Below are 14708 nucleotides of genomic sequence, written 5' to 3'. Positions count from 1 at the left end.
AAGTGGTGTGTGGACTACAAAGCGCGACAGCAACAGCACGCCAGGTGAAGAGCGGGCCCGTCGGCCCTGCCCACCGGCTTCTGTGCCGCCTCGGGTGCGGTGGCGGCACGGGAGTCGGCGGCGGCTTTCGGCCCGCGGTCGGCGCGACCGCGGCCGGGGCGTCGCGGTACGAGGTGTGCCTCCGGGCCCGCATGCCGACGGGGCGTCCCGCGCCCCTTCGCATGCGCGGCGCCCCCGAGGGCTGTCCCGTAGGCCGTCCCTCCGGTCCCGTACCGGCCGGTGGCGGACGGGCCGGGCGGCACGGCAGGAACAGTGACATCCGTCACGACATCCACACGGCCCGCCGAAACCGCTGTCGTAGTGGCGGCAAGTCAACTGTCCCCGCCCCTGCCGCTGTTGCGGAGAGAGGGTTGCGCCTGACGCGCGATCAGAAGTCGATCCGCGCCGGCCGACCGGCCGGAGGCCCGGTGCGCCTGCGGGGGAGACGTCGCCGGCGCACCGGCTCCCATGGACCGCCGTTGCTGCCGAAACCCCGTGTGAGCAGGCAACTTCTGGGAAGTGTGACGAAAAGCCCGCCCGCACAGGCGCTCGGATTCGGAGAACCATGGTGACGTACGACCAGCATTCCGCCCAGCGGCTTCGAGAGGAACTCGAGGACGCGATAGGCCACTACATGGTGGCGGTGGCGGGCAAACTTCTCGACGAGGGGCTGCCGGTCGCCGGCATTTCGGCCTTCGGTTCGTACGACGACCCGAGCCAGGCCGACTTCGACGGTGACGTCGAGGGCAGCGTGGAATTCACGCAGGCGTTCCAGGGAAGACTGTCCTGCGAGGAGGGCGGCGCGGGCCTTCTGTGGTGCGGTGTCTCCGGATGGTGTCTCTTCCGCACCCCGCAGGGATCCGCGCGGGGGCTCATGGCCTCGGCCCGCTGGATGGGTGCCGGGCTGCTGCCCGCACCGGCACGGGTCGCGGCGTTCCTGTCCGAAGCGCGACTCGACCCCTCGGCCGCGGGCAGCGGGGAGCGGCCGTTCTACCGCGCCCCGGGCAGCGATCCGCGGGCCCTGCTCACACGGCTTCACGGACGCGGTGGTGACGGGGCCGCCGCCGAGGAAGGGGACTTCGTCCCGCGTTTCGCGAGCGTGCGGGCCGAGGCCTACCAGGAGCACGTCTTCCGGGCGCTCACCGCGCCGCAGCAGGACACCGTCGACATGGTGCTGCACACCGGGGAGCTCGAGTCCCTGGTGCGGTTCCTGGAGTACGTCGAGGGCGCGGCCCCGCGCCACGAGGCCCGGGAGCTGGCGCGGCGACTCGGCTCGGACCTGGTGTCGCGGGCGCGGGACGGCCGGGAGAGCTGTGACGAGCACCGGGCCGCGTTCGGCTACGCCGTGGAACGGGACCGGTGACCGATGGTCCGTCGTGCGACGTCCACCGGACGTCGAGGGCGCGCCGCGTACCGATCGGCACCTGACGCGAGTCGTGCGTGGGTCTCGTCACCCGAAGCGGGTGGAGCCGGCCGCCGTCGGCGGAACTCCGGCCGCTGTCGCCCTGTGACAATGGGCTCTCCGGGAATCGGGCATTAGGTTTACGGAAACTCTCCGGACAGCCGGACTCGTGATGGGGGCGAGCATGACCATGCAAAAGGGAACCAATGTCGCGGTGGCGGCTCAGGCCGTGCGGGTCGAATTGGGCCGGCGTACCTCTCCGGGAACGCCCGACGTCGATGCCTCGGCGCTCCTCCTGGTGTCCGGAAAGGTGCGCGGCGACGCGGACCTCGTCTTCTACAACCAGCCGGTGCACGGGTCCGGCGCGGTGCGCCACGAGGGAAAGCGGACCGACGGGGACGCCGTCACGGACAGCCTAACGGTCGACTTCGCGCGGATGGAACCCGCCATCGACCGCGTCGTCCTCGCGGCCTCCGCGGACGGGGGCACCTTCGGGCAGGTGACCGGACTCCACGTGAGGATCGTCGACCTGGCGACAGGCTCCGAGATCGCGCGCTTCGACAGCGCGGACGCCACGGTCGAGACCGCCTTCATCCTGGGCGAGCTCTATCTCCGCCAGGGCGCCTGGAAGTTCAGGGCCGTGGGGCAGGGGTACGACACCGGACTGGCCGGCCTCGCGACGGACTTCGGCATCTCCGTCGACCAGCAGCCGGCGACGCCCCCGCCGCCCCCCGTCACCCACCGTGCCCCCGCGCCGCCCGCCGCGCCGCCCGCCGCGCCGCCCGCCGCTCAACCCGTCCGGCTGACCAAGGTCACGCTGACGAAGGAGGCCCCCACCGTCTCGCTCTCGAAGCAGGGGGGCACCTCCGGAGTGCTGCGCGTCAATCTCAACTGGGAAGTGCGCAAGCAGTTCAAGAGCTGGGGAGCGAAATTCGGCAGGGCCGTCGCGACACACGCCGACCTCGACCTCGATCTCTGCGCGCTCTACGAACTCACCGACGGAAGCAAGGGAGTCGTGCAGTCGCTGGGAAACGCCTTCGGATCCCTCCAGCAGCCGCCGTACATCCACCTCGACGGCGACGACCGCACCGGTGCGGTCTCCACCGGTGAGAACCTCACGGTCAACCTCGACCACAAGGACCGGCTGCGCCGCGTCCTGATCTTCGTCACCATCTACGAGGGCGCACGGAGTTTCGCCGATCTGCACGCCACGGTGACGCTCCAGCCCCAGAACGGTGCGGCGATCGACTTCTCGCTCGACGAATGCACCGTGCCCTCCACCGTCTGCGCGCTCGCACTGATCACACGCGACGGGGGAGACCTCACGGTCCAGCGCGAGGCCCGCTATCTCGTCCCGCAACGCGGCGTGAGCCCGCAACGGACCATAGACGCCGCCTACGGCTGGGGCATGAACTGGACCCCCGGCCGCAAGTGACCCGCGGCCGGTGGGCCGGCGGTCGGGGCCACGCCCGGGCCAGGGGCTCAGGGCCCGGTTCCGAGGGTCCCCGGCTCAGGGGCGGCTCCGGGGCGGGCGTACGTGCGCCCCTTCCAGGCCGCGCCGGCCCCCCGGTGGTGCTGTACCGCGGAATCCACCGTCATCAGCAGGTAGAGGACGGCGGTGAACGGCAGCAGCGGCGCCAGCCAGAAGGACTGCCGGTAGTACCGCAGCATCGGCATGTACGTGCCCGCCATCACCGCCCAGGCCACTCCGCCGGCCGCCGCCGCGACGGGGTCGCCCGCCGCGAGCCCGGCGCACAGCGTGACGGGCGGCGCGACGTAGACGAGGCCGAGACCGAGGACCGTACCGGCCAGCAGCGGCGGGCTGTGCCGCAGTTGCGCGTACGCGCTGCGCGAGACCATCCGCCACAGGTCCGCCAGGCCCGGGTACGGGCGCACGCTGTCCACCCGTTCGGCCAGTCCCAGCCAGATCCGGCCGCCGGTCCGCCGGACCGCGCGGGCCAGCGACACGTCGTCGATCACCGACTGCCGGATCGAGTCCGGAATGCCCGCCCGCTCCGCGGCACCCGAACGGAGCAGCACACAGCCGCCCGCCGCGGCGGCCGTCCGCGCACCCGCCCTGTTCACCCGGCGGAAGGGGTAGAGCTGCCCGAAGAAATAGACGAAGGCCGGCACGACCAGCCGCTCCCACGTGCTCGTCACCCGCAGTCTCGCCATCTGCGAGACGAGGTCGAACCCGCCCGCGTCCCCGGCGCCCGCCGCCGCGACGAGTTCCCGGAGGCTGTCGGGCTCGTGGGCGATGTCGGCGTCCGTCAGGAGCAGGAACTCGGGCTTGCGCTGCCTGGCCAGCGCCATCCCGTGCCGCAGGGCCCACAGCTTGCCCGTCCAGCCCGGTTCGGGCTCGCCCGGTGTCACCACCGTGAGCGGCAGCCCTCCGCACCGTACGGACAGGGCGCGGGCCAGCTCGCCCGTGCCGTCCTCGCTGCAGTCGTCGACCAGGAAGACCTCGGCGTCCCCCGGATAGTCCTGGGCGAGCAGAGAGGTGAGGCTCACCGGCAGTACCTCGGCCTCGTCCCTCGCGGGCACGATCACGGCCACCGACGGCCAGCGCACCGGATCCCTGCGGGCGGGCAGCCTCTGGTCGGTCCGCCAGAAGAACCCCTGGCCCAGCAGCAGCCACATCCACACGACCAGCGAACCCACGGCGATCCAGGCAACGGCGCTCATCCGTCGAAGTGTGCCCCACTCCTGCGGTGCCGCAAGGGCTGTCGACTATGGTGACCGGGTGAAGATCGCACTCATGGACTCGGGAATCGGCCTGCTCGCGGCAGCGGCCGCGGTACGCCGCCTGCGGCCGGACGCCGATCTGGTGCTGTCCTCCGATCCCGGTTCGATGCCCTGGGGACCCCGCACCCCCGAGGACGTCACCCGACGCGCGCTGGCCGTGGCGCGGGCCGCCGCCGCCCATCGGCCCGACGCCCTGATCGTCGCCTGCAACACCGCCTCCGTGCACGCGCTGCCCGCCCTGCGCGCCGAACTGGAACCGAAGCTGCCGGTCATCGGCACCGTGCCCGCGATCAAGCCCGCCGCGGCGGGCGGCGGCCCCTTCGCCATCTGGGCCACCCCCGCGACCACCGGCAGCCCCTACCAGCGCGGGCTGATCGACGACTTCGCGCGGGCCGCCGAGGTGGCCGAGGTGCCCTGCCCGGGTCTCGCCGACGCGGTGGAGCAGGCCGACGAGGAGGCGATCGACCGCGCGGTGGCCGCCGCCGCCGCCCTCACCCCGGCCGATGTGACGGACGTCGTCCTCGGCTGCACCCACTACGAGCTGGTGGCCGAGCGCATCCGCGCGGCCGTGGAGCGCGGCAGGCCGGTACGCGCGCCGCTCGTTCTGCACGGCTCGGCCGAGGCGGTGGCAGCGCAGGCGCTGCGCCGTATCGGGGCGGCTCCCGCTCCGTCGGCCGAACCGGTCGGCACCCTCACCGTCCTCCTCGGCGGGCGCGCCACCGACCTGCCCGAAGCCGCTCTGGCCTACGCCGAGGGCCTGCTGCTCAAGGCCGTCAGCCCGGCGGTCTGAAGGGTCCGGGCGCCCGCCGGGGCCCGGCGCACCTCTCCCCGTCACGCGGAACGTGGGTACGCTGCTTGGCATGACGGACCACCCCGGCAACGCGCGGCACGGTTCGAGCCAGGCCCCGAGCACGGTCTGGACGGGACGGGCCACCAATCGTTTCCAGTGGCTGCTCGCGGCCGTGGGAGCGGGCTGCCTGGCGCTCGGCATCGAACTCGCCGTCGACTCCGCCTGGAGCGCCGGCATCGCACCCCTGCTCATGTCCGTCATCGGATGTGTCGCCGCGGGGCTCATGATCCTCTTCGGGACCCTCGCCTTCGTACACGTGGCCGTCAAGGTCGACGGCGACGCCCTCGAGGTCCGCTGCGGCTACGCCGGTCTGCCCAGGCGCCGGATCCTGCTCACCCATGTGCTGGGTGCCGATTTCGCGCCCCGCGTCACCCCGCGCCAGTGGGGCGGCTGGGGATACCGCTGGCGCCCCGAACAGGGCACCGCCGTCGTCGTACGCCGGGGAGAGGCGCTGGTGCTCCAGCTGGGGGACGGCAGGATCTTCACCGTCACCGTGGACGACGCCGAGGCCGCCGTGCGGTTCATCCGCGACCGGCTGCATCTCACTTCCCCGGGCACCACGGGCCCCGCGGGCTCCTGACCGCCGCACCGTGTCCGCACGGCCGTAGCGGCTGCCGCTCGCACAGCCGCCCACCGTAGACTCCGCCGGGTGAGCGCCACCGTCACCACCGTCGAACCGCCGCCCGCCCCCGTGTCCCGCAGCAGGAAGCTGTGGCCGCGGCTCGTCCGGCCGGCCGCAGCCGTCCTGTCCGGCGCGCTGCTCTACGCGAGCTTCCCGCCCCGGCCCCTGTGGTGGCTGGTCCTGCCCGGCTTCGCCCTGCTGGGCTGGGTGCTGAGCGCGCGCGGGCCGCGCGCGGCGCTGGGCCTCGGTCTCCTCGCGGGCCTGGGCTTCATGCTGCCTCTGCTGCACTGGACGGGTGAGGAGGTCGGCCCCGTCCCCTGGCTCGCGCTCGCCTTCGCCGAGGCGCTGTTCATCGCCGTGGGCTGCGTCGGTCTGGCCCTGGTCTCCCGGCTGCCGTACTGGCCGGTCTGGGGAGCCGCCGTCTGGACCCTCGACGAGGCACTGCGGGCACGTGTCCCCTTCGGCGGATTCCCCTGGGGCAGGATCGCCTTCGGCCAGGCCGACAGTGCCTTCCTGCCGCTCGCCGCGCTGGGTGGCACCCCGCTGCTCTCCTTCGCCGTGGTGCTGTGCGGCTTCGGCCTCCTGGAGGCCGTCCGCCAGGTGCGCCGCTACCGCGCCACCGGCACCGTGCCGCGCGCCGCGGTCGTGGCCGCCGCGGTCACCGTCGCCGTGCCCGTCGCCGCCGCGCTGGCGGCCCTCCCCCTGGTGGACGACTCGGCCGAGGACGGCACGGCGACGGTCGCCGCGATCCAGGGCAACGTGCCGCGGCTGGGTCTCGACTTCAACTCGCAGCGCCGGGCCGTCCTGGACAACCACGCCGACCGCACGGAGCAGCTCGCCCGGGAGGTCCGGGCGGGGAAGGTGCCCCAGCCCGACTTCGTGCTGTGGCCCGAGAACTCGTCCGACCTGGACCCCTACCGCAACCCCGACGCCCGCGAGGCCATCGACCGGGCGGTGCGCGCCATCGGTGCCCCCACGGTGGTCGGTGCCGTCCTCGCCCCCGACACCGGACTGCTCCGCAACACCCTGATCCAGTGGGATCCGAAGAGCGGCCCCGTCGCCACCTACGACAAGCGGCACATCCAGCCGTTCGGTGAGTACATGCCGATGCGGTCCTTCGTACGGATCTTCAGCAAGGACGTCGACCGGGTGCAGCGGGACTTCGGCTCCGGTACGAAGGTCGGGGTGTTCGACCTGGCGGGCACGAAGGTCGGGCTCGTGACGTGCTACGAGGCCGCGTTCGACGACGCCGTACGGGACACCGTGAAGGGCGGCGGCCAACTCATCGCCGTACCGAGCAACAACGCGACTTTCGGGCGCAGCGAGATGACCTACCAGCAGCTGGCCATGAGCCAGGTGCGGGCGGTCGAGCACGGGCGGTCCGTCGTGGTGCCCGTCACCAGCGGTGTCAGCGCGGTCATCAGGCCGGACGGCACCATCGTGGAGAAGACGAGGATGTTCACCCCGGACGCCCTGGTCGACGAGGTGCCCCTGCGCTCCTCGCTCACGCCCGCCACGCGGATGGGTGCCCTTCCGGAGGGTGTTCTGGCACTCGTCGCCGTCGCGGGTCTCGGCTGGGCGGCGGCCGGATCCCTGCGAGCACGGAAGGCCCGGAGGGACCTGACGGCCGGCCAGGAGAACACGCCGGCCGGCCCGTAGGCTCGTCGCATGGCTACTCCAGACTTCATCCGCGACATCCGGGCCACCGCAGGCCACCAGTTGCTTCTGCTGCCCGGAGTCACCGCGATCGTCTTCGACGACGAGGGCAGGGTGCTGCTCGGCCGGCGGTCCGACACCGGTGGCTGGTCGGTCATCGGCGGCATCGCCGAGCCCGGCGAGGAGCCGGCGGCGACGGCGGAGCGAGAGGTCTACGAGGAGACGGCCGTGCGCTGCGTCGCCGAACGGGTGGTGCTCACCCAGGCGCTGAAGCCGGTGCAGTACGCCAACGGGGACCGCTGCCAGTACCTCGACATCACGTTCCGCTGCCGTGCCACCGGAGGTGAGGCGCGGGTGAACGACGACGAGTCGCTCGAGGTCGCCTGGTTCGGCATGGACGCGCTGCCCGCGCTGAGTGAGTTCTCGCTCTTCCGGATCAAGCAGTCCCTCACGGACGGCCCCACCTGGTTCGAGCCGACGCCCGAAGCTGTGGGCCCCTGACGGGCAGGGCGCAGTGCCGGACGTGTACCGCACGGCAGCACGGGAAGCGCGTCCGGGCGACCTCCCCAGGTCCGCGGAACGACTGTTTCCCGTGTTGCCGTCCGGAGCCCGTGCGCCTTCTTGCGACCGTGGCTCCGTCTGTCCCGCGGTCAGCTTCCCAAACCTCCGCGACCGGAGAATCCCGGCCGACTTCGCACCGCCGGCGTGCGAACCCGTGAACGCCGATCCGTCCCACGTCGTCGTGTGCGGCGCCGTGGGAATCCCGTATGCGAGGTGTGGATGACTCGCGAAGGGGCACGCGTCCCTCACACCTCCCGTCGGCAGGCACTCCTGGTCGCCCTTCGGCACCGGATCGGCACCCGTGCGGCTGCGGCGGGCCGCATGACCGGGGCGCGGGCGCTCTCCGTCGGGGTCGCAGCCGCCGCCCGCCCGGACGGGAACCGCGGCGGCCGGACCGGGGGTGAGGAAAGTCGGTTCCGGCGCAGCTGAGATGCCGTCCGCGGCGCGCGGACGATGGCATACGCTGCGCAGAGACGGTAATGACGGCGCGGAAACTGTGATGACGGCACAGGGAATGTGCTGACGGGCATGACGGAAGGGGCCACGTCGGTGGCAGAACAAGAGATATCGACCCGCCTGGTGCGACTGCTGACCGAGCAGCGGGAGTCGCTCGCCGCCGCATGGGTGGAGAGCGTCTCGCACACGCTGCGGGGGCGTATCTCCGTGGCGGAGCTGGACAGGGAACTGCGAGAGCTGTACTCCGCACTGGTGGACGGCCTGCGCGTGGGCGGCTTCGACTGGCAGGGCGAGGCGTACGCGGAGGTCCGCGCGCTCCTCGGTGAACTGTCCCGGAACCGCGCGCGGCAGGGGTTCTCGCCCACCGAGACCGCGGTCAGCGTGCTGGCCTGCAAGGACATTCTCGCACCGGCGGCCGACACCCCGGCCGACGACCTGTACGCCTACCTCCGCCTGAGCCGCCTCGTGGACGCGCTCGGTCTGTTCACCATCGAGGTGTTCGCGAAGACGCGCGAGGAGATCATCAGCGCCCAGTCCGAGCAGCTGATGGAATTGTCCACTCCGGTCGTGAAGCTGTGGGACGGCGTGGTCGCCGTCCCCCTGGTCGGCACGCTCGACTCCGCACGTACCCAGGTCGTGATGGAGAAGCTCCTCCAGACTCTCGTGGACACCGGCTCCGACCAGGCGATCATCGACATCACCGGCGTCCCCGCCGTCGACACCGAGGTCGCCCAGCACCTGCTCAAGACGGTGGTCGCCGCCCGTCTGATGGGCGCCGAGTGCACGATCTCCGGTATCCGCCCCCAGATCGCACAGACGATCGTGGCGCTGGGCATCCAGTTCGGCGACATCGTCACCAAGGCGACACTGGCCGACGCGCTCAAGCACGCACTGCGCCGCAGCAGTGCCGACCTCGGCCGGGCGGGAGGCCGCGCGTGACCGAGCGAGTGCCGGTGCTGAAGATCGGTGACGTCCTGCTGGTGTCCATCCAGGTCGACCTCGAGGACCAGACCGTTCTGGACCTGCAGGACGATCTCGCCGCGCGGATCGTGGAGACCGGGGCGAGCGGGGTGGTCATCGACATCACCGCGGTGGAGATCGTCGACTCGTTCGTCGGGCGCATGCTCGCGACGACGGCCGCCATCTCCCACATGCTGGATGCCGAGACCGTCGTGGTCGGCATGCGACCGGCCGTGGCCATCACGCTCGTCGAGCTGGGCCTCTCCCTCGGCGGTGTGCGCACGGCTCTCACCCTGGAAAAGGGGCTCGACATGTTGGCCCGACACGACAGTCGCCCTCCGGCGAAGCAGTGAGTGAGTCCCGGTCCGTCCCGGACGCCGATCACGAGACGATCACCATCGTCTCGAACGACGACGTGGTGCGAGCGCGTCAGCTGGTGCGTACCCTTGCCCAGCGGTGCAAGCTCTCCCTTGTGGACCAGACGAAACTGGTCACGGCGGCGAGCGAACTGGCGCGCAACACACTGGTCTACGGAGGCGGCGGTGTCATGCGCACCGGGCTGGTCCGTCAGGACAGGCGTGTCGGTGTCACAGCGGTCTTCGAGGACTCCGGCCCAGGCATTCCCGACCTGGACCTGGCCCTGACCGACGGCTGGACCTCGGGCGGCGGGCTCGGCCTCGGACTCAGCGGAGCCCGTCGCCTGGTGGACGAGTTCTCCCTCGACACAGAGGTGGGCCGCGGCACCCAGATCGCGGTGACCAAATGGGCTCGCTGACCCCGCCCGTGCTGGACTCCGAGGACATCGCGTGGTTCCGTGACGACGAGTCGCTGCCCGCCTCCGCGAGGGGAGCCGCCTCGGCGCTCGCCAGGCGGCTCGGTTTCGACGAGCAGCGTTGCGCGGAGGTCGCCCTCGCGGTGAGTGAGGCTGCCACCAACCTGCGCAAGCACGCCGTCGACGGAGCACTGCTCCTCCGGGTCGTGCGGACCGAGCAGGACGCCGGGCTCGAATTCGTCACGACGGACGAGGGACCCGGCATGCCTGACGTCGAACGGTGCCTCAAGGACGGAACGTCTTCCATCGGCACACTGGGTATAGGGCTGGGGGCGATCGCGCGCCTCGCCGACACCTTCGACGTGTACTCGCTGCCGGGGCGTGGCACCGTGCTCTCCGCCCGGTTCTGGACGAGGGCCGCCGCCGGACGGTCGGCCGCGCTGGGAGAGCCTGTGGTCGCGGGTCTGACCCGGCCCATCACCGGCGAGGTGGTGTGCGGTGACGCCTGGGCCGCGCGCGGTGTCGACGGCCGGATGCCCCCGTCGGGCGCAGCCGGGCGGAAGACGGGCGGACGTGAGTCCTCCGCCGATCCGCTCGGGTGGGCCGCGCTGACCGGATTCGGTGACGGGCCTGGTCGGCACCGGCCGGTGCCGGAGCTGCTGGAGCCGGTGGGGGAGGAGGGAGGGCCCGCCCTGCTCCTCATGTTCTGTGACGGTCTCGGGCACGGACCGCTCGCACACCGGGCCTCGCAGGCAGCGGTGACCGCGTTCCGCGACAGCCCGGTCGCGCACCCCGCAGATCTGATCACCGAGATCCACAAGGCCCTGCGCGGCAGCCGCGGCGCGGCGGTCGCTGTGGTGCGCATCGAGCCGCGCACGCGGAGCCTGCTCTTCTGCGGCGTGGGCAACGTGAGCACGTTCCTCGTCGACTCCGACACCGACCGCAGGCGTTCCCTCCTGTCGGCCCCCGGGATCGTGGGCCACCAACTTCCGAGGCTCAGGGCCGTGCGTCAGGAACTCCCGCGCCACGGAGGTGTGATCATGCACTCCGACGGGCTCACCGAACGCTGGCAGCCCGCCGCACTGCCCGGCTTCCTGGAACACTCCCCCCTGGTGGCCGCCGCCCAGCTCCTGCGCGAGGCGGGTGTGCGCAGGGACGATGCCGGCGTCGCCGTCGTGAAGGGGCCCTGGTGACCCCGACCGCGGCCGACGGCACCGTCCATCTGGTGACGATCACCATCACCACCGAACAGGACGTCTTCGCGCTGCGCCGCAGTGGCAAAGCGGCGGCCGAGGCCCTCGGGGTCGAAAGGCAGGACCAGATTCGTCTGGCCACCGCCCTGAGCGAGCTCGGCCGCGATCTGCTGGGCTCGTCCGACGCGAAGGTCGCCCTCAGCACGCTGGCCGGAACACCGCCGGTGCTCCGCGCGGCTCTGCTGTGGGGTGACGGTCCGGGCCCCGGGGACGAGTCGTTGCGCGCCGCCGCTCGCCTCGTCCAGGTGCACCACGAAGCGCACACCCGGACCGTGACGGTCGAGCAGCAGCTCACCCCGGGTGCGCAGACCGCGCAGAGTATCCAGAGGGTGCGGGAACTCCTCGGGGAGCACCCGGGCAGCAGCGTCGTGGAGGACGCCCGGGCGCAGACCGGCGACCTGATCGCCGCCCTGGAGGAATCGCGGGCGCAGCGGCAGGAACTCCACCGCCTCAACGCGGAGCTGGAGGAGACCAACCGGGGAGTGATGGCCCTCTACTCCGAGCTGTCCGCGGAACTGGAGGAGACCAACAGGGGCGTCGTGGCCCTTTACGCGGAACTGGACGAGAAGTCGAGCCAGTTGAGGGAAGCGAGCGAGGCGAAGACGCGGTTCTGGGCGAACGTGAGCCATGAACTGCGCACTCCGGTCAACGCGGTGGTGGGCCTGGCCCGGCTGCTCCTCGACGTCGACTCCGGTGGGCTCGACGACGAACAGCGCAGGCAGGTCTCCCTGATCTCCGCGTCAGGAGCGACGCTGCTCGCTCTCGTCGACGAGCTCCTGGATGTCGCCAAGGCCGAGTCGGGCCGCCTCGAACCCCTCATGCGACCGGTCGACCTCCGGGCCGTACTCGGCCAGTTGGGCGGCACGCTGCGGGGGTACGGCACACGGGGGGAGGTGGCGCTGTCGGTGGCCACATCCGACCTCCCGATCGTCACCGACGAGGTGATGCTCACCCGGATCCTGCGCAACCTTCTCTCCAACGCGCTCAAGTTCACGGAGCACGGAACCGTCGGCCTCGAAGTGGCGGCCGACGGCACGGACGTGGTCTTCACCGTGTCGGACACAGGTGTCGGCATCCCGGAGGCGGAGCAGCAGCAGGTCTTCGAGGAGTTCTACCAGGTGCGCGGCCCGCACCAGCGTGGGCGCTCGGGGACCGGCCTCGGACTGCCTTACGCGCGGCGGCTCACCGAGCTCCTCGGCGGAAACCTGCTGCTCACGAGCCGGCCGGGAGCCGGTACCCGGGTCACGGTGAGGCTGCCCGCCGGGAACGTCGCGGGCGGAGGAGACACCTCGGGCAGCCCTGTACTCGCGACGCTGGTCACCGTGGACGACGACGATGCGTTCCGGAGCGCGGTCCGCCCGGTGCTGGACCAGCTGGCCGCTCGGGTGATCGAGGTCGGGGAAGGCATGCGCGCGAGCACGACCGTGCGCACGGAACGGCCCGACGCGGTCCTCCTCGACCTGCACATGCCGGACATGGACGGCTACGCGGTCCTGGCCGAGCTCGCCGACGACCCCGAACTGCGCGGCACACCGGTCGTCGTCGTCACCTCGGCCCCCGCCGAGTCCCTGGACCACGGGAAGCTGGCACACGCGCGAGCTGTCCTCGGGAAGTCGACGCTCACCGCCGGGCTCCTCGCCTCGGTCCTCGGCGACGAGCCGCCGTCCACCCCTCCCATAGGCGGACAGGGCGGCACGCGGTGACTTCCTATGCACACCCGGACAGTGCCGTCGCGACGGTCCTCGTGCTCGACGACAACGACACCAAGCGCTACATCCTGGGCAGCTGGCTGCGCCGAGCGGGTCATACGGTGGTGGAAGCCGCAGACGGCGCCGAAGGTCTCGCCCTGCTCGCCTCGGCCTCGGACGCCGACCTTCCGGAACTCGCGGTCGTGGATGTGCGGCTGCCGGACATGAGCGGGTTCGAGGTGTGCGAGCAGATCAAGGCGGACCCGCGTACCGCCTCACTCCCCGTCATCCACGTCTCCGCCACAGCGATCGAAGTGAGTGACCGGACCCAGGGCCTGCACCGGGGCGCGGACGCCTACCTGAGCGAGCCGATCGCTCCGGACGAGCTGCTGGCCACGGTCACGGCGGCGTTGCGCTACGCCCGGGCCCGCCGGCGCGCCGAGCGGCTCGCCACGCGCGTCGCCGCGCTCAACAGCAGCACCCTGGCCGTCTACGGCGCGCGGGACGGTGAAGCCTTCACCACGGCCGCTGCCGCGGGTGCCGCCGCTCTGATGTGCTCACCCGCCGTCGCGGTGTCCCTCAGTCCCGACAGCAGCTCGCTCCACGTCGCCGCCGCCCCGTGGGACGAGATCGGCCAGGGGCGGACGCGGGGGATCGAGGCGCCGCCCGCCGTACGAGCCTGGCAGACCGAGCTGCGCCTACTCGACCTCCTGTCCGACACGGCCCTCGGCGACGGGACCGGCACGGATACCGTGCTGCTGTCGGGCGAGCGGTGGAAGGCCCTGGTCTCACGGGATCCGGTCGGCGGCGCCGACGTCTTCCCCGACAGTGTCGGGCTGATCCTCGCCCGTACGAAGCAGGGGCGCCCGCCGGTCGCGCTGGCGGTGGACGCCACGACGCTCGCGGGTGTCGACGACGGTGAACTCCTGTCGCAGCTCGCACAGGCGTGCGCGCTCGCGCTGGAGGCACTCCGCAGCCAGAGCGAGGAGCACGCCCTCGTCCTCACTCTGCAGCGGACATTCCTGCCGGACCGGCTTCCCCGGGTTCCCGGGGTGGAGATGGCGGTCCGCTACGAGCCGGCGGCGGACCACGCCGAGATCGGCGGCGACTTCTACGAGGCGATCCAGACCCCCGCAGGTCTGCTGCTGGCCATCGGGGACGTGGCCGGGCATTCCCTCCAGGCGGCCATGATCATGGGCGAGGTCCGGCACGCGCTGCGTGCCTACGCCATCGAGGGGCACGATCCCCGTACCTTGCTGAACCGCCTGGACGCGCTGCTGGCGCGGCTGCGGCCGTCCGTCACCGTCACCGTCTGCCTCGTCCTGGTGGAGCCCGGCGGCCGGCACATCCAGATCGCCAACGCCGGCCATATCCCGCCCCTGCTGAAAGGCACCGACGGCTCCACGCGCTACCTGACCGAGCACGGCCCGCTGCTCGGACTCCAACTGCCGCATCCGCCCGCCGTTCGCAGCGACGTACCGGTGGGCTCCACGCTTCTGCTGCTGACCGACGGACTCATCGAGGTCCCCGGCGAGGACCTCGACGACAGCATGAGGCAGCTGAGCGACCAGCTTCGGGACGCGCCGGAGGAAGTCGAGGAACTCTGTGACGTCCTGCTGGACACCTTCGGGAAGGGAAAGACGGATGACATCGCCCTGCTCGCGGCACGGCTCCTCTGACTCCGGGCGGGCCCCCGGCCGCGCC

General features: G+C 71.9%; 13 protein-coding genes. 12 read left to right on the top strand and 1 reads right to left on the bottom strand.

All coding sequences use genetic code 11. The annotated features are described in order from the left end of the window. The first annotated feature begins 604 nt into the window (after positions 1 to 604). A complete protein-coding gene (locus AB0I83_RS19635) occupies positions 605 to 1402 on the top strand; it encodes a hypothetical protein (RefSeq protein WP_363305494.1) in 798 nt (265 codons plus the stop codon). 211 nt (positions 1403 to 1613) lie between these two features. Beyond that, positions 1614 to 2876 (top strand): TerD family protein, encoded by a 1263-nt coding sequence (locus AB0I83_RS19630; RefSeq protein WP_363305493.1) that lies wholly within the window; start codon positions 1614 to 1616, stop codon positions 2874 to 2876. A 47-nt stretch (positions 2877 to 2923) separates the two neighbouring features. Here AB0I83_RS19630 and AB0I83_RS19625 read toward each other — a convergent pair whose 3' ends face one another. Then, positions 2924 to 4126 (bottom strand): glycosyltransferase, encoded by a 1203-nt coding sequence (locus tag AB0I83_RS19625; protein WP_356535072.1) that lies wholly within the window; start codon positions 4124 to 4126, stop codon positions 2924 to 2926. Between the two features lie 58 nt (positions 4127 to 4184). On the opposite strand from AB0I83_RS19625, the gene AB0I83_RS19620 reads away from it, so the two are divergent. The 10 genes from AB0I83_RS19620 to AB0I83_RS19575 all read left to right on the top strand — a co-directional run bounded on the left by AB0I83_RS19620 (position 4185) and on the right by AB0I83_RS19575 (position 14683). Beyond that, positions 4185 to 4976, top strand: a complete 792-nt coding sequence (locus AB0I83_RS19620) for an aspartate/glutamate racemase family protein (protein ID WP_363305492.1) — start codon at positions 4185 to 4187, stop codon at positions 4974 to 4976. Positions 4977 to 5046: 70 nt separating this feature from the next. Further along, positions 5047 to 5616 carry a hypothetical protein gene (locus AB0I83_RS19615; protein WP_363305491.1) on the top strand — a complete coding sequence of 190 codons (570 nt, stop codon included), beginning with the start codon at positions 5047 to 5049 and terminating at the stop codon, positions 5614 to 5616. A gap of 69 nt (positions 5617 to 5685) precedes the next feature. Beyond that, complete coding sequence (gene lnt / locus AB0I83_RS19610; RefSeq protein WP_363305490.1) at positions 5686 to 7317, top strand: apolipoprotein N-acyltransferase; 1632 nt, start codon at positions 5686 to 5688, stop codon at positions 7315 to 7317. A 9-nt stretch (positions 7318 to 7326) separates the two neighbouring features. Beyond that, entirely contained in the window at positions 7327 to 7815 is a 489-nt protein-coding gene (locus tag AB0I83_RS19605) for an NUDIX domain-containing protein (RefSeq protein ID WP_363305489.1), read from the top strand. Between the two features lie 609 nt (positions 7816 to 8424). Next, a complete protein-coding gene (locus AB0I83_RS19600; protein WP_363305488.1) occupies positions 8425 to 9270 on the top strand; it encodes an STAS domain-containing protein in 846 nt (281 codons plus the stop codon). Continuing rightward, entirely contained in the window at positions 9267 to 9644 is a 378-nt protein-coding gene (locus AB0I83_RS19595; RefSeq protein ID WP_363305487.1) for an STAS domain-containing protein, read from the top strand. Before AB0I83_RS19600 ends, AB0I83_RS19595 begins: the two co-directional genes overlap by 4 nt. Further along, positions 9641 to 10066: an anti-sigma regulatory factor gene (locus tag AB0I83_RS19590; protein ID WP_363305486.1), complete on the top strand. Its 426-nt coding sequence runs from the start codon at positions 9641 to 9643 to the stop codon at positions 10064 to 10066. Before AB0I83_RS19595 ends, AB0I83_RS19590 begins: the two co-directional genes overlap by 4 nt. Then, positions 10054 to 11256 carry an ATP-binding SpoIIE family protein phosphatase gene (locus AB0I83_RS19585; RefSeq protein WP_363305485.1) on the top strand — a complete coding sequence of 401 codons (1203 nt, stop codon included), beginning with the start codon at positions 10054 to 10056 and terminating at the stop codon, positions 11254 to 11256. Before AB0I83_RS19590 ends, AB0I83_RS19585 begins: the two co-directional genes overlap by 13 nt. Next, on the top strand, positions 11253 to 13019 hold the full coding sequence (locus tag AB0I83_RS19580; RefSeq protein WP_363305484.1) for a hybrid sensor histidine kinase/response regulator: 1767 nt from the start codon (positions 11253 to 11255) through the stop codon (positions 13017 to 13019). The genes AB0I83_RS19585 and AB0I83_RS19580 overlap by 4 nt, the downstream gene beginning before the upstream one ends. After that, a complete protein-coding gene (locus AB0I83_RS19575; RefSeq protein WP_363305483.1) occupies positions 13016 to 14683 on the top strand; it encodes a fused response regulator/phosphatase in 1668 nt (555 codons plus the stop codon). The genes AB0I83_RS19580 and AB0I83_RS19575 overlap by 4 nt, the downstream gene beginning before the upstream one ends. The last annotated feature ends 25 nt before the right edge of the window (positions 14684 to 14708 follow it).

The sequence above is a fragment of the Streptomyces sp. NPDC049970 genome (assembly GCF_040660235.1).
Lineage (GTDB): Bacteria > Actinomycetota > Actinomycetes > Streptomycetales > Streptomycetaceae > Streptomyces.
The sequence above is the reverse complement of the archived record's forward strand: the minus strand, read 5'-3'. Positions and strand labels throughout refer to the sequence as shown.